19 protein-coding genes are annotated in these 19,737 nt (G+C 73.7%); 12 read left to right on the top strand and 7 right to left on the bottom strand.

The annotated features are described in order from the left end of the window. Positions 1-105: 105 nt before the first annotated feature. From D5H75_RS00725 to kdd, 5 genes are all read right to left on the bottom strand, one after another. On the bottom strand, positions 106-975 hold the full coding sequence (locus D5H75_RS00725; protein WP_119924350.1) for a M48 family metalloprotease: 870 nt from the start codon (positions 973-975) through the stop codon (positions 106-108). A 95-nt stretch (positions 976-1,070) separates the two neighbouring features. Continuing rightward, positions 1,071-1,445, bottom strand: coding sequence for a 3-aminobutyryl-CoA ammonia lyase (gene kal, locus D5H75_RS00730; RefSeq protein ID WP_119924351.1), 375 nt, complete (start codon positions 1,443-1,445; stop codon positions 1,071-1,073). Then, on the bottom strand, positions 1,438-2,274 hold the full coding sequence (gene kamE, locus D5H75_RS00735) for a lysine 5,6-aminomutase subunit beta (RefSeq protein WP_119924352.1): 837 nt from the start codon (positions 2,272-2,274) through the stop codon (positions 1,438-1,440). The genes kal and kamE overlap by 8 nt, the downstream gene beginning before the upstream one ends. Positions 2,275-2,353: 79 nt before the next feature. After that, the gene (kamD, locus tag D5H75_RS00740) at positions 2,354-3,949 is read right to left on the bottom strand and encodes a lysine 5,6-aminomutase subunit alpha (protein ID WP_119924353.1); all 1,596 of its coding nucleotides are present in this window, start codon (positions 3,947-3,949) and stop codon (positions 2,354-2,356) included. After that, positions 3,933-4,910 carry an L-erythro-3,5-diaminohexanoate dehydrogenase gene (gene kdd / locus D5H75_RS00745; protein ID WP_242453920.1) on the bottom strand — a complete coding sequence of 326 codons (978 nt, stop codon included), beginning with the start codon at positions 4,908-4,910 and terminating at the stop codon, positions 3,933-3,935. The genes kamD and kdd overlap by 17 nt, the downstream gene beginning before the upstream one ends. 335 nt (positions 4,911-5,245) lie before the next feature. Between kdd and D5H75_RS00750 the strand changes: the two genes are divergently transcribed. The 6 genes from D5H75_RS00750 (at position 5,246) to D5H75_RS00770 (ending at position 10,328) form a co-directional block, all read left to right on the top strand. Continuing rightward, positions 5,246-5,845 (top strand): hypothetical protein, encoded by a 600-nt coding sequence (locus D5H75_RS00750; protein ID WP_119924355.1) that lies wholly within the window; start codon positions 5,246-5,248, stop codon positions 5,843-5,845. Between the two features lie 145 nt (positions 5,846-5,990). Beyond that, complete coding sequence (locus D5H75_RS41160) at positions 5,991-6,164, top strand: hypothetical protein (RefSeq protein ID WP_202637699.1); 174 nt, start codon at positions 5,991-5,993, stop codon at positions 6,162-6,164. A gap of 181 nt (positions 6,165-6,345) precedes the next feature. Then, positions 6,346-7,158 (top strand): siderophore-interacting protein, encoded by an 813-nt coding sequence (locus D5H75_RS00755; RefSeq protein ID WP_277949907.1) that lies wholly within the window; start codon positions 6,346-6,348, stop codon positions 7,156-7,158. Between the two features lie 280 nt (positions 7,159-7,438). After that, positions 7,439-7,846, top strand: a complete 408-nt coding sequence (locus D5H75_RS00760) for a RidA family protein (RefSeq protein WP_119924357.1) — start codon at positions 7,439-7,441, stop codon at positions 7,844-7,846. A 256-nt stretch (positions 7,847-8,102) separates the two neighbouring features. Next, positions 8,103-8,792, top strand: a complete 690-nt coding sequence (locus D5H75_RS00765) for a DedA family protein (protein WP_242453921.1) — start codon at positions 8,103-8,105, stop codon at positions 8,790-8,792. 174 nt (positions 8,793-8,966) lie between these two features. Beyond that, entirely contained in the window at positions 8,967-10,328 is a 1,362-nt protein-coding gene (locus D5H75_RS00770; RefSeq protein ID WP_119924358.1) for a KamA family radical SAM protein, read from the top strand. Between the two features lie 145 nt (positions 10,329-10,473). Here the strand turns inward: D5H75_RS00770 and D5H75_RS00775 are convergent, their stop codons facing one another. Together D5H75_RS00775 and D5H75_RS00780 are read right to left on the bottom strand one after the other, a co-directional pair. After that, positions 10,474-11,418, bottom strand: a complete 945-nt coding sequence (locus D5H75_RS00775) for a DMT family transporter (RefSeq protein ID WP_119924359.1) — start codon at positions 11,416-11,418, stop codon at positions 10,474-10,476. A gap of 153 nt (positions 11,419-11,571) precedes the next feature. Then, positions 11,572-12,513, bottom strand: a complete 942-nt coding sequence (locus D5H75_RS00780; RefSeq protein ID WP_119924360.1) for a cation diffusion facilitator family transporter — start codon at positions 12,511-12,513, stop codon at positions 11,572-11,574. Positions 12,514-12,825: 312 nt separating this feature from the next. Between D5H75_RS00780 and D5H75_RS00785 the strand changes: the two genes are divergently transcribed. From D5H75_RS00785 to D5H75_RS00810, 6 genes are all read left to right on the top strand, one after another. Beyond that, positions 12,826-14,040 carry an ROK family transcriptional regulator gene (locus tag D5H75_RS00785; RefSeq protein ID WP_119924361.1) on the top strand — a complete coding sequence of 405 codons (1,215 nt, stop codon included), beginning with the start codon at positions 12,826-12,828 and terminating at the stop codon, positions 14,038-14,040. A 65-nt stretch (positions 14,041-14,105) separates the two neighbouring features. Further along, positions 14,106-15,542: an N-acetylglucosamine/diacetylchitobiose ABC transporter substrate-binding protein gene (gene ngcE / locus D5H75_RS00790; protein WP_119924362.1), complete on the top strand. Its 1,437-nt coding sequence runs from the start codon at positions 14,106-14,108 to the stop codon at positions 15,540-15,542. A 2-nt stretch (positions 15,543-15,544) separates the two neighbouring features. Beyond that, positions 15,545-16,456, top strand: a complete 912-nt coding sequence (locus tag D5H75_RS00795) for a carbohydrate ABC transporter permease (protein ID WP_119924363.1) — start codon at positions 15,545-15,547, stop codon at positions 16,454-16,456. A gap of 8 nt (positions 16,457-16,464) precedes the next feature. Then, a complete protein-coding gene (locus D5H75_RS00800) occupies positions 16,465-17,367 on the top strand; it encodes a carbohydrate ABC transporter permease (RefSeq protein WP_119924364.1) in 903 nt (300 codons plus the stop codon). After that, positions 17,364-18,623: a 6-phospho-beta-glucosidase gene (locus tag D5H75_RS00805; protein WP_119924365.1), complete on the top strand. Its 1,260-nt coding sequence runs from the start codon at positions 17,364-17,366 to the stop codon at positions 18,621-18,623. Before D5H75_RS00800 ends, D5H75_RS00805 begins: the two co-directional genes overlap by 4 nt. Further along, complete coding sequence (locus D5H75_RS00810; RefSeq protein WP_242453922.1) at positions 18,620-19,588, top strand: N-acetylglucosamine kinase; 969 nt, start codon at positions 18,620-18,622, stop codon at positions 19,586-19,588. The genes D5H75_RS00805 and D5H75_RS00810 overlap by 4 nt, the downstream gene beginning before the upstream one ends. Positions 19,589-19,737: the final 149 nt, after the last annotated feature.

The following is a 19,737-nucleotide window of genomic DNA, read 5'->3' on the forward strand; positions in this document are numbered from 1 at the left end:
ACGGAGGCCGTGCGGCAGGGGCCGGCGCCGAGGGCGGGGCGGAATGGACCGCGGCGGCCTGCCTGTGGAGACCCCGGAGGGGGCGCCGTGGGCGGGGCGGGGTGGTCAGTGGGGGAGGCGGGCGAGGTCGGCCAGGCGGGTTTCGAGGGAGGGGTGGGTGGCCAGCCAGCGGTTCCTGGGCGGGGTGGCCGCGATGACGCCCAGGGCGGCCACGGCGGCGCGGAGGTCGGTCCGGGGGATCTCGGCGCCCTCGTGGAGCTTGAGGAGGGCGGAGGACAGGAGGGCGGGCTGGCCGAGGTAGGCCGCGGCGGTGGCGTCGGCGGCGGACTCCCGGGCCCGGCTGAGGGCGCGCAGGGGGAGCTGCGACAGGGCGCCCAGCAGGCCGGCGACGACGGCGGCGGCGAGGGTGACCAGGCCGAAGAAGCCGAGCTGGAAGAAGGCGCCGGGGGCGCGGCCGAGACCGCGGCCGACCGTGCGGGCGAACCAGGTCATGGCCAGGGCGGGCGCGCTGATCAGGGTCATGAGGGAGACGTCGCGGTGGGCGATGTGGGCGACCTCGTGGGCCAGCACCGCGGTGAGCTCGGAGGGGTCCAGGCGGCGCAGGAGCGCCCGCGTCACGATGATCGTGGTGTGGTCGGCGGAACGGCCGACGGTCCAGGCGTTGGGGGCCGGGTCCGGGCTGATCGCCAGGCGGGGCCTGGGGTGGTGGGTGAGGGCGCAGAGCCGGTCCACCACGGCGTGCAGCTCCGGCTCCTCGGCCGCCGACACCGGCTGGGCGCGGGTCAGGCGGCGCGCGAGCCGTTCGGTCCACATCCACTGGGCGGCGAACACGGCCGCTGCCAGCACCGCCACGCCGAGCGCCGGGACCCCCGCCACCAGCAGGCAGGCGGCGGCCACGGCGTAGATCAGGGCGAGCGCGGCCAGGGCGGCGAGCACCCGCGGCCTCGGTAGACGGGACTGGCGCGGCTGGGTCATCGGGCACCCCCGGGGTCGTCCGGCAGCCCGGGCAGGCCGGAGCGGCTCCCCGGGTCACCGATTGTCGGACGTGACCCGCTCCGCCCGCTATGGCCTCAAGGTACGACGACCGTCCCCGACGCCGTCACCGCGACGATCGGCTCGGGCAGCGCCTCGGCCGCCGACTCCGACCGGTCCGGCCGCGCCCGGCACACCACGCGCGCCTCGAACTCCAGGTCGCGGCTGCGGCGGCCCACCCGCGTCAGCCGCGCGGTCACCTCGACCACGTCCCCGGCCCGCACCGGGGCCCGGAACGCCACCGCGGAGTACCCCGCGAGCAGCCCCTCGTCGCCGTCGTGGCGGACGCACAGCTCGGTCGCGACGTCGCCGAACAGGCCGAGGACGTACGCCCCGTCCACGAGGCTCCCGCCGTAGTGCGCGTGGGAGTACGGCACATAGCGGCGGTGCGTCACCGTCAGCCCCTCACTCATGAGCGCCCTCCGTCCCAGAGCCCGCCGTGACCGGGCCAGCCGTACCTGAGCCCGCCGTACCTGAGCCCGCGGGCGCGGCGCCCGTCTCCCCCTCCGGGGACTCCCCCGGGACCGGGAGCCCGAGGGCGTGCACGAGGTACGACGCCACCTCCCCCGGCGTGGTCCCGCGCCCGAACACCCGGTCCACCCCCAGGTCGGCGGCGGTCACCGTGTCGAACCTGGGGCCGCCGACCACCAGCAGCGGCCGGGGCTCGCCGAAGGCCGCCGCCAGCTCGCGGGCGTTGCGCAGGTGCGCGTCCCGCTGCGTGACCACCTGCGACACCAGGACGGCGTCGGCCCCCTCGGCGCGGGCGCGCGCGGCCAGCTCCTCCACGGGCACCTGCGCGCCCAGGTTCACCACGCGCATCTCCCGGTAGTGCTCCAGCCCCTTCTCCCCCGCGAATCCCTTCACGTTGAGGATCGCGTCGATGCCGACGGTGTGCGCGTCGGTCCCCACGCACGCGCCGACCACCACGAGCCGCCGCCCGAGCCCGCCGCGGATCGCCAGGTTCACCTGCTTGACCGACAGCGCGGGGTACTCCCGCCCGGCCGGCTCCTCGATCGCGTCGAAGTCGATGAGGTGCCGCGCCTTGCCGTACAGGATGAAGAACGTGAAGTCGGGGCCCATCGCCCGCGAGTGCACCACGCTCGCGGGCTCCAGCCCCATCTCCCCGGCCAGCCGCACCGCGGCCGCGCTCGCGCGCGCGCCGTACGGCACGGGCAGCGTGAACGAGAGCTGCACCATCCCGTCGCCGGTGGTGTCCCCGTAGGGCCTGATCAGCCGCGTCATCCCGGCACCTCCCAGTCCGTCCCGCCCGGGCGTCCCCGTCCCGTGCGGCCCGCGCCCGCCCCTTCAGGTCCCGTACGGCTCACGCGGGCACCTCCCCGGTCAGGCCCGCGGCGCGCCCGGCGGGCTCCTGCGGCAGGGGCGACTCCGGCGGCGCGGACAGGATCTCCTCGGCCGGGTTGAGGTAGCCCTCGGCGCGCTCGACGACGCCGTCCAGGCCCTTGCCGCCGTCGGCGGGGCGGCGGGTGACGCCGAACGCGCCCTCGGCGATCGCGGCGAGCAGCCCCTCGTCGGCGACCCGGGCGAGCAGGTCCACGGCCTCGCCCAGGACGCGTCCGGCGCGTTCGCGGATGAACGGCCCGGGCGTGAAGTCCTCGGCCAGGGACCCGGCGGCGCGGCGCACGTAGGCCACGTTGGCCAGGGCCAGGTCCCGGTCGGACAGGAACGGCGTGTGGATGCCCTCGGTCATCATGCCGACGAGCAGGATGGACTGCCCGGTCATCAGCCCGCAGAGGTTGAAGAACGCGTCGAGCAGGTAGCCGGCGAAGATGTCCCCGGTCATGTGCTTGGTGGGCGGCATGTACTTCAGCGGCGCGTGCGGGAACAGCTCGCGGACGAGCTGCGCGTGGGCCAGCTCCAGCCGGAACGAGTCCGGGACGTCCGGGTTGATCTCGAAGGCGTGCCCCAGCCCGAGCTGCGCGTCCGACAGCCCCGCCTCGTGCCCGAACCGCTCGTTCAGGAGCTGCGAGGCGATCACCGTGTGGGCGGCGTCCACGGCGTCGGCCGTGGTCAGGTAGTTGTCCTCGCCGGTGTTGATCACGATTCCGGCGCGGGCGTGCACCATGCGCGAGAACCGCTGGTCGATGAACGTCCGGCGCGGGTTGATGTCGCGGAAGACGATGCCGTACATGCAGTCGTTGAGCATCATGTCCAGGCGTTCCAGCCCGGCCAGCGCGGCGATCTCCGGCATGCACAGCCCTGAGGCGTAGTTGGTCAGCCGCACGTAGCGGCCCAGCTCGGCCGACACCTCGTCCAGCGCCGCGCGCATGAGCCGGAAGTTCTCCTGCGTGGCGTAGGTCCCGGCGTAGCCCTCCCGGGTCTCGCCCTCGGGCACGTAGTCCAGCAGCGACTGCCCGGTGGACCGGATCACCGCGATCACGTCGGCCCCGGCCCGCGCCGCCGCCTTGGCCTGGGGGATGTCCTCGCGGATGTCGCCGGTGGCCACGATCAGGTAGATCCACGGCCGGGGCGGGTCGCCGTACCGCGTCACGAGCCGGTCGCGCTCGGCGCGGCGCGCGTCGATCCGGGAGACGCCGGCGGCCACGGCGCGGCGGGCCCGGGCGGCGGCCGGGCCCGGGTCGGCCGGGATCGTGAAACGCGCCCGCCCCGCCGCCGCGTCGCGCGCGAGCGCCGCCAGATCGCCCTCCTCCCCCAGCGCGTGGAAGACCGGCAGCGCCACGCCGAGTTCCAGCCCCACCTGGTCCCGCACGGCCTCCACCAGGTGGTTGACGTACGGCATGCCGTCCTGGTCCGCGCCGGTCAGGCCGGCCAGGCGCAGCACCGCCCGCTCCACGGACACCGTGGTGTGGGTGCGCGCCATCTGGATGATGGGCTCGGCGGCGCGGGCCGCCAGGGCGCGCGCCCGCGCGATCGTCTCCGGGTCAAGCCCGAGCTTCATACAGCCTCCTCACGCCGGCCTCGGCGCGGTACAGGTCGAGCGCGTGGTCCGCGTGCCCGGGGACGTACCCGTTCCCGATGAGCATGGTCACGTCGGCGGCCAGTCCTTCCGCGCCGAGCGCCGCGGCGCTGAACGAGGTCGCCATGGAGAAGAACACGACGGTGCCGCCCTGCCGCGTGCACAGGATCGCGCCGTGCTCGCACCCCGGCACGTCCGCGCACACCACGGTCACGTCCGCGGGACCGGGCACGGCCGCCGCCAGCCCCACCGGGTCGCGCGCGTCGGCCTCGACCACGACGTCGGCGAGCCCGGACTCGCCCAGCAGCGCCGCCTGCCGGGCGTCCGGCACCACGCCCACCAGCGGTCCCGCCCCGGCCCGCCGCGCGGCCGCCAGGGTCAGGGACCCGCTCTTGCCCGAGGCGCCGATCACGGTGACCGCCTGCCCCGGCCGTACGACGCGGGCGGTCAGCGCCGGGGCCCCGCACACGTCGAGCACGGCGAGCGCGGTCTCGGCGGGCAGGTCGTCGGGCAGCACGGCCGCGATCGAACGCCCGAACAGGATCGCGTGCCCCTCGGCGGGGATCCGCTCGGACCGGCCGTCCCACCGCCGCAGCCCGTCGCTGATCACCAGCGGGGTCAGGGTCAGCGACACCAGGCTCGCCACGCGGTCCCCCGGCCCGAGCCCGAGCGGCGAACGGGGGCCCACCTCGTCCACGACGCCGACCAGCATCCCGCCCGACCCGGTCACGGGGTTGTGCATCTTCCCCCGCGCCGCCACGATCCGCAGCACCTCGGCCCGGATCCGCGCGCCGTCCCCGCCGTGCTCGCCGGCGAGCTGCCGGTACGACGCGGCGTCCAGGTTCAGCCACTCCAGCCGGACGCGGACCTCGTCGTCCCCGATCCGGGGATCGGCGTCCAGCCGTTCGGCCGCCTGCGGCAGCACCCCTCGCGGCGCCACCACACGCCCCAATCCGATCGAGTAATCGCCGGGCATCCCTCATTATCGGCACGCCTCCCCCGCTTTCCAGGGCCCCCGACCGGTGTGTCGCGCCCGGCCGCCCTCCGTGTGCCCCGGCCGCCGCGGCAGGCTTCCCGGTCCAGGCGGAGCGAGCGGGCCGGTACGGCAGGCTTCCGGCGTCCAGGCGGGGCGGGCGGGGCAGTACGGCAGGCTTCCGGCGTCCAGGCGGGGCGGGCGGGCCGGTACGGCCGCCGGGGCCGAGCGCTCGTCCCCGGCGGCCGGACGGCCGCCCCATCGGGCAGAATTACCAATACGAGGGCAAAGGGGGCGATAGGCGCATGCGAGAGGTCCAGGGCGACCTGACGATCCGGCCGGACGTGCGCAAGGGGCTGGCCGTCCTGGTCACGGCGGGGGCCGCCGCCGTGGCGATCGTCGCCGCCATCCTGATCGGCGACGCCCCGGCGGCGCTGGCCGCGATCATGGGCGGCTTCTTCGCCGCGCTGATCGCCCTGGCGGCCGCCTCCCTCCTCCGCAGCCGCGTCGTCCTGACCTCCCACGAGATCATCCTGCGCGGCCCGATCTCCGAGCGCCGCCGGCCCCGCGCGCGGGCGGCGCGAGCGGTCCGCGCGACCCTCACCGGGCCGAAGGGCGGCCCCGGCGACACCCTCTTCATCCTCGACGCCCACCACAACGTCCTCCTGAGGGTGAGCGCGAGCATGTACGGCCGCGAGCAGATCGACCACCTCGTGGCCGCCCTCGGCGTCCCCTGCTCCGGCCCGGCCCACCCGGTGACCGCCGCCGAACTCTCCAAGACCTACCCGGGCCTGTTCCGCTGGCCCGAACGCCACCCCTACCTCCTGGGCTTCGCGATCGCCGCCACCGTCCTGATCCTCATCCTGGCCTTCCTGGCCCTCATCGCCCCCCAGACGACCCCCTGACCGTGGCGGCCCGCCCCGCGCGGCCGCCACCCCGCCTCGCCCGGCCCGAGCCCCCGGAAGCCCGCCGGCCGGCAGCGCCTCCGCCGTGGTGGCGCGAGGCGGCCAGATGATGGACGATGCGCTCCAGGAACGCCGAGGAGGCGCGATGGACACCCTCTTCCAGGCCCTGATCCTCCTGCTTCTCCACGCCGGCCCCCGGGGAACGATCGCGCCGCTCCTCCTGCCGGTCGTCCTCCTGGGCGAAGGCTCCGGCCCGCTCGCCTCCTACGTGGCGCGCAAGACCCCCATCCCCTTCCCCGTCACCCTCACCTCCTCATGATCGCCTTCGCCCTCCCGTTCATCCACACCACAAGCTGACCCCGGCCCTCCCCGGGCGGGGCTCCCCCGACGCGAGGCGCCGCCCCGGCGATCATGGAAGGTTGACCAGGTAGGTTAGGCTTGCCTAAGTCGATGGGTTTGGAGGGGGTCTGGTGGCGGAGCCGGGGCGTGGGGGCAGGCGGTTGAGCCGGGGGGTCGTGGTGCGCACCACCCGGATCACGCCGCACATGATCCGGGTGGTGCTGGGAGGTGAGGGGCTCGCGGGGTTCTCCGCCGGGGAGTACACCGACCACTACGTGAAACTTCTGTGGCCGCGGGCGGGGGTCGTCTATCCCGAGCCGTTCGACATCTTCGAGATCCGGGCCCGGATGCCCCGGGAGCAGTGGCCGGTGGTGCGCACCTACACGGTGCGGGCCTGGGACGCGGCCAGGGGCGAGCTGACCATCGACTTCGTCTACCACGGGGACACGGGCGTGGCGGGGCCGTGGGCGGCGGGCGCGCGGCCCGGGGACGAGATCTCGTTCCTCGGGCCCGGCGGCGGTTACGCTCCCGACCAGGAGGCGGACTGGCACCTGATGGCCGGGGACGAGAGCGCCCTGCCCGCGATCGGGGCGTCGCTGGAGCGGCTGCCCGCCGGGGCGCCCGCGCGGGTCTTCGTCGAGGTGGCGGGGCCGGAGGAGGAGCAGGTCCTGCCCACGCCGGGCGACGCGGAGATCGTGTGGCTGCACCGGGGCGACGCGCCCGTCGGCGACAAGCTCGTGCGGGCCGTGCGCGGGCTCGGCTTCCCGGGCGGGACGGTGCACGCGTTCGTCCACGGCGAGGCCGGGTTCGTCAAGGAGCTCCGCCGTCACCTCCGGGTCGAGCGGGGCCTGCCGATGGACCGCCTGTCCATCTCCGGCTACTGGCGGCGGGGCCAGGACGAGGACGGCTGGCAGTCGTCCAAGCGCGAGTGGAACCAGCAGGTCGAGGCCGAGGAGGCCCGCGTCCTCGCCTGACGCCGCCGGCGACGGCCGCCGTTACCGGTATTTGTACGCAGACCCGGCGGCCCGGGCGCGCCACAGTGGACTCAGGAAACGCGCCTCCTCGCCGCGAGCGCCGTGGGCACCGCCCCCTCAGGACGGTGCCCACACCCGTTCCCGCCCCGGGGCGCTCCCCCGCCCGCCGTACGGCCCGGGCCCCGGCGACGTCACGCCGCCCCCGCCCCCGCCCCGGCCCCGCCGTCGCGCGCGGCGTGACCTCGGAAAACCGGTTGCGCGGCCTCGGAAGAATGATCACATGAGCATCACGCGTATCAATCCCGGCAACCTCCACCAGACCCCCGGCTACCACCACGTCACCATCGTCGAGGCCGGCCGCCAGGCTCACCTGGCCGGCCAGTGCCCGCTCGACGCGAGCGGCGCGGTGGTGGGCGGGGACGACCCGCTCGCCCAGACCGACCAGGTGATCGCCAACTCCCTCACCGCGCTCGCCGCCGCCGGCGCCGGCCCCGAGCACGTCGTGCGCTCGGTGATCTACGTCGCGAGCGGCGACCGCCAGGTCCTCGCCGGTGTGTGGGACCGGCTCAACGCCTCGCCGCTGGGCCCGGCGTTCACCACCGCCAGCACCCTCCTGGGCGTCGCCGCCCTCGGGTACCCCGGCCAGCTCGTGGAGCTCGACCTGACCGCCGCCCTCCCGGAGGCGTGAGCCCTTCCAGCGGTCGATCGCCGGAACCCGGGGGCCCGCCGCCCCGCCCTGGAGACCCCGCCCGGGCGGGGCGGCGGCCGCGGGGACCCGGGCGTCCGGGACGCACCGGGTGCCGGTTCGTGGGAACCTTGGGGGCACCGGGTGAGTTGGGGAGGGGGATGAGGTTTTCCGCAGGGGCGGGACTGTGGTTGGCGTCAGGTCTGCCGGGTGGTCCGCTTCATGGTTCTCGGCAGAGTGGATTCGTAGCGTTATGGGCATGCAAATGATGATCATTGCGGGCGAGGAGCCGCCCGTGGAGGCCGGCGGGCTCGTCGAATGGGTGATCGGGCTCGTCGAGACCATGGGCGGTCCCGGGGCGGGGCTGGCGATCGCGGCGGAGAACCTCTTCCCGCCGATCCCCAGCGAGCTGATCCTGCCGCTGGCCGGGTTCACGGCCAGCCGGGGACAGCTCGGGCTGGTGGAGGCGATCGTGTGGTGCACGGTCGGCTCCATCGTGGGCGCGCTCGCGCTGTACACCATCGGCCGCGTCTTCGGGCGCGAGCGCATCCGGGCCATCGTGGCGCGGCTGCCGCTGATGAAGGTCTCGGACGTGGACAAGACCGAGGCGTGGTTCGCCAAGCACGGCGGCAAGGCGGTGTTCTTCGGCCGGATGATCCCGATCTTCCGCAGCCTGATCTCGGTGCCCGCCGGGATCGAGGCCATGCCGGTCGGGCTCTTCCTGCTGCTGTCCGGCCTGGGCAGCCTGATCTGGAACACCGCGTTCGTGCTCGCCGGATACCTCCTCGGCGAGAGCTGGTGGCTCGTCGAGGAGTACGTCGGGATCGCGTCGAAGGCGGTCGTGGGCCTGGTGCTCCTGGCCATCGCCGCGTTCGTGTTCGTCCGGGTCCGCGACAACCGCCGCGCCGCCGGCTCCCACCGGCGCTCGGACGACGCCGTGGGGAGCTGACCGCCGCCCTCCCGGCCTCCGGCCGCCGTCCCCCTCCCCGGGGGGCGGCGGCCTTTCGCGTCCACCCCTATCCCCGAACGCAAAAAGTTCCTCTGGTTTAGGGGGTGAACCGTATTCCTTACACGCCCCCGGGTAGTAGACAGTGGATCGTACGCACCTCAATGGGGAGGCGCGATGGATGCGCAGATCCACCCGGCGCAGCCGTACGGCTACCGCCGCCGCGAACTCGTCGAACCCGACTGGCGCAGATTCCCCGGATGGGCGGACGTGAGCCGCGCCGACTGGGAGTCCGCCCAGTGGCAGCGGGCCCACTGCGTCAAGAACCTCCGGCAGCTCCGGGCGGTCACCGGCGACCTGCTCGACGAGCGGTTCTACGCGGACCTGGAGCGCGACCAGCGCGAACGCGCGACGATGTCGATGCTGCTGCCGCCGCAGATGCTCAACACGATGGACGTCTCCTCCACCGAGGCGTTCTACGCCGACCCCGTGCGGCGGTACATGCTGCCGGTCTTCAGCGACCGGCGGGCCGACTACCCCTCGCACCCGCACGCGAGCCGCGACTCGCTGCACGAGAGCGACATGTGGGCGGTGGAGGGGCTGACCCACCGATACCCGACGAAGGTGCTCGCGGAGATCACCCCGACGTGCCCCCAGTACTGCGGCCACTGCACCCGCATGGACCTGGTGGGCAACCCGACGCCGAGCGTGGACAAGCACCGCTTCGAGCTCAAGCCGCCGGACCGGTACGAGGCCATGCTCGACTACCTCAAGCGCACCCCGGAGGTGCGGGACGTGGTGGTCTCGGGCGGGGACGTGGCGAACGTGCCGTGGCCGAGGCTGGAGGCGTTCGTCTCGGCCCTGCTGGACATCCCGGGCATCCGCGACATCCGGCTGGCCAGCAAGGCGCTGATGGGGCTGCCGCAGCACTGGCTCGCCGACGACGTGCGGGCCGGGATGGAGCGGCTGGCCGCCAAGGCGCGCGAGCGCGGGGCGCAGATCGCGGTCCACACCCACATCAACTCGGCGAACTCGGTGACCCCGCTGGTGGCGCGCGCCGCGCGGAGCCTCCTGGAGACCGGGATCCGCGACGTGCGCAACCAGGGCGTGCTGCTGCGCGGGGTCAACGACTCGGTCGAGCAGCTCCTCGACCTGTGCTTCGCGATCGAGGACGAGGGCATCCTGCCGTACTACTTCTACATGTGCGACATGATCCCGGGCAGCGAGCACTGGCGGCTGGCGCTGTGGGAGGCGCAGGAGCTCCAGCACGGGATCATGGGCTACCTGCCCGGGTTCGCCACGCCCCGGATCGTGTGCGACGTGCCGTTCGTCGGCAAGCGCTGGGTCCACCAGGCCGCGACCTACGACCGCGAGCTGGGCGTATCCACGTGGACCAAGAACTACCGGACCGCGCTGGAGGCCGCCGACGAGGCGGCGCTCGAACGCCACTACCCCTACTACGACCCCATCCACACGCTGCCCGAGTCCGGGCAGGACTGGTGGAGGTCCCGCACGGCGGCCGCCGCCGCGGCCTCCTGACACCCACGGCTCTCCGACACCCACGGCCTCCTGACGCCCCGAGGTCTCCTGACGTCCCGCGGCCGCCGCCCCGCGCCGCCCGGCGGCCGCCGCACGCGCTCGTACGGCGGCCGCCGGGCGGGTCAGCGCCGGGCGCGGGCCGGGATCAACGGCGCGCGCCGGTCAGGATCAGCACCGCGCACCCGAGGACGGCCGAGCCCGCGATCAGGGCGAGGGTGAGCCGTTCCCCCAGCGCCGCGACCGCGATCAGCGCCGCCACCACCGGCTCGCCCAGGGCGACCACGGCCGCCGTGGCCGCGCGGACCCGGGTGAGCCCGGTGAAATACAGCGTGTAGGCCAGGGCCGTCGGCACCGCGCCGAGGAACAGCAGCCAGGCCCACGCGCCCGCGCCGCCCAGGGGCAGCGCCCCCTCGGCCAGCGCCGCCGGGAGCACGAACGCCCCGGCGGCCGCGAAGCCGTACATCGCCGAGCCGAGCGGGTCCCCGCCGGGCCCGGCGGCCCGGGACAGCAGCGTCACGCCCGCGTAGGCCACCCCGGAGACCAGGGCCAGCAGCACCCCGGCCGCCGGGTCGGGGCCGCCCGCCGCCTCGCCGCTGAGCAGCAGCAGCCCGGCGCCGGCGAGGGCCAGGGCGATCACGTCGCGCCGTCCCAGCCCCTCGCCGAGCCATCCGGCGGCCCCGAGCGCCACCGCGACCGGCGACACCCCGAGCGTCACGACCGTGGCGAACGCGACGCCCGCCGCCTCCACGGCCGCGAAGTACGCCGCCTGAGACACTCCGAGCCCGGCCCCCATGGCCAGCACCCCGAGCGCCGCGCGGCGCAGGCGCGGGCGGGCGCCGGCGGCCCGGAGGTTCCCCGGAGCCGCCGCCACGCCGCCGCCGTACGGCGCGGCCCCGGGACGGTGCGCCGCGCGGCGGAGGAGAGGGTGGAGGGCGGCCAGGAGGAGGGCGCCCAGGGCGAAGCGCCAGAAGGAGACGGCGAGCGGGCCGAGCCCGCCGTCCCGGTAGAGGACCGCCGCCACCGGACCGCCTGTGCCCCAGGCGATCGCGGCGACGGTGACATGGATGAGTCCAGAAGTGTGTGCCTTCACGCGTGTGTCTCCCGCGTCGGTGACCGGAACGTGCACCGGAGCGGGCAGCGGTCACCGGGCCGCGGGGCGAGGGCCCGGCGGCCTGCGAGGGATCACCGCCCGCTAGCGGGCGGGCGGCGCGACGATGCGAACTGGCACGAGATGATCGTACGGCTACCGCGTGCGCGCGGCCGACGTGGGATCGAGGAAGACGTAGCGGATGAGGGGGATGGCCTCGCGGAGGCGGCGCTCGGCCTCGGAGGCGGCGGCCTCGATCTGGGCGGCGGTGAAGCAGTCCGCGAAGTCCACCTTGGCGGCGACCATGGCGGCGGTGGGGCTGAGCACGCTGGTGTAGAGCAGCACGACCGAGCGGATCTCGGGGATGGACTCCAGTTCCTCGGCGATCGCGTGCTCCATCTCCCGGGGCAGCGAGCGGCCGATGAGGAAGGAGATGTTGTCGCGGCCCAGGGTGATGGCGACGACGAGCAGCAGCACGCCGATGAGGATCGAGGCCAGGCCGTCCCACATGGGGTTGCCGGTGAGCTGGGACAGTCCCAGGCCGCCGGCGGCGAGCAGCAGGCCGATGAGCGCGGCGGTGTCCTCGAACAGCACGGCCTTGAGCGGGGTGTCGGCCGACAGCCGCACGAACCGGAACAGGTTGGCCCGCCAGCGCTTGGCGGCGCTGCTTGCCTGGCGGTAGGCGCGGACCCAGGAGATGCCCTCCAGCACCAGGGACGCCGCGATCACCAGGTAGGAGACGCCGAAAGAGCCGAGTTCCTCCCCGTCGCGGACGGTGTGCACGCCGTGGGTGATCGAGAAGCCGGCCCCGAGCACGAACGTGGCGAGCGCCGCCAGGAAAGCCCAGAAGTACCCTTCGCGGCCGTAGCCGAAGGGGTGCCGCCGATCCCCCTTGCGGCTGCCCCGGCGCAGCGCCATCAGCAGCAGCACCTCGGTGAGCGTGTCGGCGACCGAGTGCGCGGCCTCCGACAGCATCGCGCCCGAGCCGCTGATCGCGCCCGCCACGGCCTTGGCGCAGGCGATGGCCAGGTTGGCGCCGCCGGCGACCAGGACGGTGACCACGCTGCCGCCGGCCGGGGCCGTCCCCGTTCCCCCCATCGGCCGCCTCCCCGCCGCGCCGCGCCTTCGTCCCCTCCGACCGCCTCTTCCCCCGGCGGGGCCGCGCAATCACCGGATCGGCATGATCCGGTAACGGGCGGGAGGCGCGGCCGGGCGCAGGTCACGGCTTGGTTGCGGCAGGTGGGACGGCACTTGACGCAACGGAAAACAATCCTTACTTTTTCGCCAGTTAGGAAACTTTCCTAACTGGCCTCCCCCGGCCCGTCCTTCCCTCCTGCCCGCCTTCCCGAGCGTTCCCCGTCCCCCCGTCCGCGATTCCGAGCCGGCCCCGCCCGGCAGTGAAGGGACATCGTGAGCCAGCCAACCCCCGGCACCCCGAGCCTGCTGCGCGCCATCAACGACCGCGCCGCGCTCGAGGTCATGCTCGACCGGGGACCGCTGACCCGCGCGGAGCTCGCGGCCGTCACCGGCATCTCCAAGCCCACCGCCTCGCAACTGCTGACCCGGCTCCAGCGGGCGGGCCTGGTGGTCGCCGGCGGGCTGCGCGAGGGCGGCCCCGGCCGTACGGCGGAGCTGTACGCGGTCAACCCGCGCGCGGCGTACGTGGCCGGGGTGGGCGTGACGTCGGCGCGGATCGCGGTCAAGGTCGCGGGCCTGACCGGCGAGGTGCTCGGCGAGCACGTGCTGCCCACCCCGGGGCGCGCGGCCGGCGACGTCGTGGCGCGGCTGCGGACCGCGCTCACGGAGGCGCTGGGCCCGCTGCGCGTCACCGACCTGAACCGGGTCGTCATCGGCATCGGCGGCGCGGTCAACCCCGCCACCGGCCGCCTCACCTACGCCGCCCACATCCCCGGGTGGCACATCCCCCGGCTGGTGCAGACCCTCAGCGACGGGCTGGGCGTGCGCGTCCAGGTCGAGAACGACGTCAACCTCATCGCCCAGGCCGAGCAGGCGCACGGCGTGGCCGCCGGGGAGAGCGACTTCGTGGTGCTCTGGGTCGGCGAGGGCATCGGCCTGGCCAGCGTGATCGGCGGCCGCCTGCACCGGGGCGCCACCGGCGGCGCGGGCGAGGTGGGGTACATGCCCCTGCCCGGCGCGCCCACCGCCCGCGAGCTGGGCCGTTCGGCCAACCACGGCATGCAGGCCCTGGTCGGCGGCCCCGCCGTCCACCGGATCATGCGCGCGCACGGATTCCGCGGCCACGGCCCCGCGGAGGCGGTGCGGGCGGCGGTGCGGGCGCTGGACGAGCACGGCCCGGCCGACCGGCGCGCCCGGGCCGGGGCCGCCCTGGACGAGGTGGCCGCGCGCGTGGCCACCGGGCTGACCTCCATCATCACCGTCGTGGACCCCGCCCTGGTGGTGCTCACCGGCGGGGTCCTGCTCGGGGGCGGCGAGGCCCTGCGGGCCCGGGTGGAACGCGAGCTGCACACGATGTCGCTCGCCCGCCCGCCGCTGCGGCTGTCCGCCCTGGGCCCCGAGCCCGTGCTCGACGGGGCGCTCGCGCTGGCGCTCCGCCGTGCGCAGGACGAACTGTTCGCCTCCACCGTCCCGGCGGCGGCGACGTGACCCGGCACTCCTCACGTCCCTCAGACCTTCACACCCCCGCTCCCCTTAACCAAGGAGAAGAAGGAATGTCCAACGCGGATCTGAACCGGCGGCAGATGCTGCGCCGGATCGGCATGACGGCGCTCGTGGCCGGCCCCGGCGCCGGTGTGCTGTCGGCGTGCGCGACCGGCGGCGGCGGCAACGACGCCGCGCCGTCGCAGGCTCCCAAGGGCGCGACCAGCCCGCAGAACCCGTTCGGCGTCAAGGCCGACGGGACCCTGGAGGTCGTGATCTTCAAGGGTGGCCTGGGCGACGACTACGCCACCCAGCTCCACGAGCCGATGTTCAAGAAGAAGTTCCCCCAGGCGAACATCAAGCACGTGGCGACCCAGCAGATCGCCCAGACCCTCCAGCCGCGTTTCGCCAGCGGCGACGTGCCGGACTTCATCGCCAACTCCGGCACCGACCTGATGGACAACGCCGCGCTGCAGACCGAGGGCCAGCTCCTGGAGCTGACCCCGCTGTTCGACGCCCCGTCGGTGGACGACCCGAGCAAGAAGGTCCGCGACACGCTGCTCCCGGGCACCGTCGAGACCGGCCTGATCCAGGGCAAGCCGTACGTGCTCAACTACGTCTCGGTGACGTACGGCCTCTGGTACGACGTGAAGCTCTTCGAGAAGGAGGGCTGGACCCCGCCGAAGAACTTCGACGAGTTCAAGGCCCTCTGCGACAAGATCAAGGCCAAGGGGATCACCCCGTACGCGTACGCGGGCAAGAACGCCTCGTACTACCAGTACTGGATGATCCTGATCTCCGCGGCCAAGATCGGCGGCAACGAGGTCCTGGTCAACATCGACAACCTCGCGGACGGCGCCTGGACGGCCGAGCCCGTCAAGCAGGCCGCCGCGGCCTGGGCCGAGATCGGCAAGGCCTACATGCCCAAGAGCATGGAGGGCCTGATCCACACCGAGGTCCAGACCCAGCAGAACCAGGGCAAGGTCGCCTTCTACCCGTCGGGCTCCTGGCTGGAGAACGAGCAGAAGAAGGAGATCCCCTCCGGCTTCGAGTACGGCATCATCCCCACGCCGAGCGTGACCTCGGCCGACAAGATGCCGTTCGAGGCCACCCGCACCGTCGCGGGCGAGGGCTACATCATCCCGGCCAAGGGCAAGAACACTCCCGGCGGCCTGGAGTACGCCCGTCTCATGCTCTCCAAGGAGGGCGCGAAGGGCTTCACCGAGAAGACCGGCAACCTGACCGTCGTCGCCGGCGCCGCCGAGGGCCTGTCGCTCTCGCCGGGCACCAAGGCCGTGCTGGAGGTCCAGAAGGCCGCGGGCCAGAACAACGTCACCTTCTCCAGCTTCGAGGGCTGGTACAAGGAGCTGGAGACGGAGCTGCGCAAGCAGACCAACGCGCTCATGTTCGGGCGTATCTCCGCCGATGAGTTCTGCGCCAAGATGCAGGCCAAGGCCGACGCGGTGAAGAAGGACTCCTCGATCACCAAGCAGAACCGGACGGCGTGACCATGCGGCAGGGCAAGTATCCGTTCATCGTCGGCTTCCTCGCCGTACCGGTGATCCTGTACGCGGTCTTCGTGATCGGCCCGTACGCGCAGGCCTTCTACATCGCGATGACCAACTGGCGGGGCATCACCGCCAACCCCCAGTTCATCGGCTTCGAGAACTTCACCAGGTTGTTCGAGGACGAGGTGTTCTGGCAGGCGGTCCGCCATCACGGTCTACTGCTGCTTGCCCTGCCGATCCTGGTCATAGCGATCGCGTTGTTCTTCTCCTTCATGCTGAACGTGGCCGGGGGCAGCAAGGGCGGCACCATGACGGGCGTGAAGGGGTCGGCCTTCTACAAGGTCGTCTTCTTCTTCCCCCAGCTCCTGGCCGTCGCCCTGGTCGCCGTCCTGTTCCAGTCGATCTACCGGCCGGACCAGAACGGCGTGCTCAACGGCTTCCTCGCCCTCGTCGGCATCGAGCCGGTCGGCTGGCTCACCAACCCGAACCTGGCGCTGTGGTCGATCATCGGCGTCATGGTCTGGCAGGCCGTCGGCTTCTACGTGGTGCTGTTCTCGGCCGGCATGTCCTCGATCCCGCGCGACGTCTACGAGGCGGCCGCGCTGGACGGGGCCGGCCGGTTCCGGCTCTTCTTCAGCATCACGCTCCCGCTGCTGTGGGACACGCTCCAGGTCGCCTGGGTCTACCTCGGCATCGCGGCGTTCGACGCGTTCGCGATCGTGCAGGTGCTCTCGGTGGACCGGGGCGGCCCCGACGGCTCCACCACCGTGCTGCCGCTGGAGATCTGGCGCAACGCGTTCACCTACTCCAAGTTCGGCTACGCGTCGGCGATGGGGGTCGCGCTCTTCTTCCTGACCCTCACCTTCGCCGTGCTGACCCTGCGCGTCACGCGGCGCGAGCGGATCGAGTTCTAGGACAGCCGATGACTTCCATTCCCGAGCCCCTTCCGGGCGCCCGCCGCGCGGGCGTCCCCGCCGACGCCCGCCGCCGGCGCGAGTTCAGCGTCTTCTCCGGCCTGTCCCACGTCGCGCTCGCCATCTGGGCGCTCATGGTGATCGTGCCGATCCTGTGGACGTTCCTGTCCTCGTTCAAGACCAACACCGAGATCTTCGGCGACCCGCTCACGATGCCGGCCGACTACTCGTTCGCGGCCTTCGGCCGCGCCTGGGACAAGGCCCACATCGGCACGTACATGATCAACAGTGTCATCGTGGTGTTCTTCAGCACCGCGGGGACCATGCTGTTCGGGTCGATGGCGGCGTACGTGCTGGCCCGGTACAAGTTCTTCGGCAACCGGTTCATCTACTTCGCGTTCGTCTCCGGCATGGCCTTCCCGGTGTTCCTGGCGCTGGTCCCGCTGTTCTTCGTGGTGAAGAACCTGGGCCTGCTGGGCACCCACACCGGCGTCATCCTGGTCTACATCGCCTACTCCCTGCCGTTCACGATCTTCTTCCTGGCGGCGTTCTTCAAGACGCTGCCCACCTCGGTCGCCGAGGCGGCGTTCATCGACGGCTGCTCCCACACCCGCACGTTCTTCTCGATCATGGTGCCGATGGCCAAGCCCGGCCTGATCAGCATCACGATCTTCAACGTGCTCGGCCAGTGGAACCAGTACCTGCTGCCGATCGTGCTGCTGCCCGGCAACGTCGAGGACAAGTGGCTGCTCACCCAGGGCATCGCCAACATCTCCACCAGCGCGGGTTACCAGGCCGACTGGGCCAGCCTCTTCGCGGCGCTCACCATGGCCATCCTGCCCGTGCTGATCATCTACATCATCTTCCAGCGGCAGATCCAGGCCGGCCTCACCGCAGGAGCAGTCAAATGAAACTCGCCGTCGTCGGGGGCGGCTCCACCTACACTCCGGAGCTGATCGACGGGTTCGCGCGCCTGCGCGACGAACTCCCGCTCACCGAGATCGCCCTCATCGACCCGGACGAGCGCCGTCTCGCCCTGGTCGCGGGCGTCTCGGCGCGCATGCTCGCCCGGGCGGGCCACCCCGCCCGCGTCACCACCGCCACCACGATCGAGGACGGCGTCGCCGGGGCGGGAGCCGTGCTCCTGCAACTGCGCGTCGGCGGGCAGGCCGCCCGCGACGTGGACGAGACGCTGCCGCTGGAGTGCGGCTGCGTCGGCCAGGAGACCACCGGCGCCGGCGGCCTGGCCAAGGCCCTGCGCACCGTCCCCGTCGTGCTCGACATCGCCGAGCGCGTACGGCGGATCGCCCCGGACGCCTGGATCGTGGACTTCACCAACCCCGTCGGCATCGTCACCCGGGCGCTGCTGGACGCCGGGCACCGCGCGATCGGGCTGTGCAACGTGGCGATCGGCTTCCAGCGCCGCTTCGCCGCCCGGCTGGGCGTGGACCCGGCCCGCGTCTCGCTCGACCACGTCGGCCTCAACCACCTGACGTGGGAGCGCGCCGTCCGCGTGGACGGCCGGGACGTGCTGCCCGCCCTGCTGGCCGAGCACGGCGACGCGATCGCCGAGGACATCGGCCTGCCCGCCGCCCTGATCCGGCGCCTGGGCGTGGTGCCGTCGTACTACCTGCGGTACTTCTACGAGCACGACCTCGTGGTCGAGGAGCAGAAGGCCAAGCCGTCGCGCGCCGCCGAGGTGGCCGCGATGGAGGCGACGCTGCTGGAGATGTACGGCGACCCCGCCGTGGACACCAAGCCCGAGCTGCTGGAGAAGCGCGGCGGCGCGTTCTACTCCGAGGCGGCCGTGGCCCTGGTCGCCTCGCTGGTCAACGACCGCGGCGACGTCCAGGTGGTCAACGTCCGCAACGGCGGCGCCCTGCCGTTCCTGCCGGACGAGGCCGTCGTCGAGGTCCCCGCCCGGATCACCGCCACCGGGGCCGTGCCCGAGCCGGTCGCGCCGGTCGAGCCGCTGTACGCCGGGCTCATCGCGCACGTGTCCGCCTACGAGGAGCTGGCGCTCAAGGCCGCGCTGAACGGCGGGGCCGGCCTGGTGTCGGACGCGCTGCTGGCCCACCCGCTCATCGGCCAGGCCTCCCTGTCCGACGACCTGGCCGCCCGGCTCATCGAGGCCAACCGCGCCCACCTGCCCTGGGCCTCCGCGTGACCGTGCGGACGATCCTGGCGATCGACGGGGGCAACAGCAAGACCGACGTCGCGTTCGTGACCGAGGACGGCGAGGTCCTGGCCCGGGCCCGGGCGGGCGGCTTCACGCCGCAGAGCTCGGGCGTGGCGGCCGCTATCGACGTCGTGGGCGAGGCCGTACGGCTGGCGCTCGGCCCGGACGCCGCGCCGCCGTACGCGGACCTGGTGTCGGCGTACGTGGCCGGGGCCGACCTGCCGCAGGAGGAGGAGGCCCTGGCCGCCGAGATCTCCCGGCGCGGCTACGGGCGCGAGGTGCGGGTCGGCAACGACACGTTCTCGCTCCTGCGCGCCGGGGCCTCCCAGGGCTGGGGGGTCGCGGTCGTGTGCGGCGCCGGCGTCAACGCGGCCGGGATCGGCCCGGACGGCTCCATCGCGCGCCTGCCCTCGCTGGGGCGGATCAGCGGCGACTGGGGCGGCGGGCAACACCTGGGCGAGGAGGTGCTCTGGCACGCGATCCGCGCCGAGGACGGCCGCGGCGAGGACACCGAGCTGGTGGGCGTGGTGCTGCGCCAGTTCGACGCCGAGCGGGTCGAGGACGTCACCGTCGGCCTGCACCTGGGCTACATCCCGCCCTCGCGGCTGCACGAGCTGGTCCCGCCGCTCTTCGCGGTCTCGGCGGCCGGGGACCCCGTGGCCCGCGCCATCGTGGACCGCATGGCCGACGAGGTGTGCGCGCTGGGCACGGCGATGCTCAAGCGCCTGGACCTGCTCGGCACCCCGGCGGAGGTCGTGCTGGGCGGCGGCGTCCTCACCGCCCGCGACCCCGGCCTGACGGCCGCCGTCGAGGCCCGCTACGCCGAGCGCGCGCCCCACGCCAAGCTGGTCGTCGTGGACGCCCCGCCGATCGCCGGCGCGGCCCTCCTCGGCCTCGACCACCTGGGCGCGCCGCCGGGGGCCGACAGCCGCCTCCGCGCCGCCTTCGGCTGACCGCCCCGCACGCGATCCGACCACGCCGCCCCGATCACCGCCCGGTGACCGGGGCGGCGTTCCCGGTTTCGCGCCCTCCCCGCGCCGGGCTCACGGCTCCCCGCGAAGAGGCCGCGGCTCCCTGCCCAGACGCCGCGGATTCCCTCCCG

Source organism: Bailinhaonella thermotolerans (genome assembly GCF_003594875.1).
Taxonomy (GTDB): domain Bacteria; phylum Actinomycetota; class Actinomycetes; order Streptosporangiales; family Streptosporangiaceae; genus Bailinhaonella; species Bailinhaonella thermotolerans.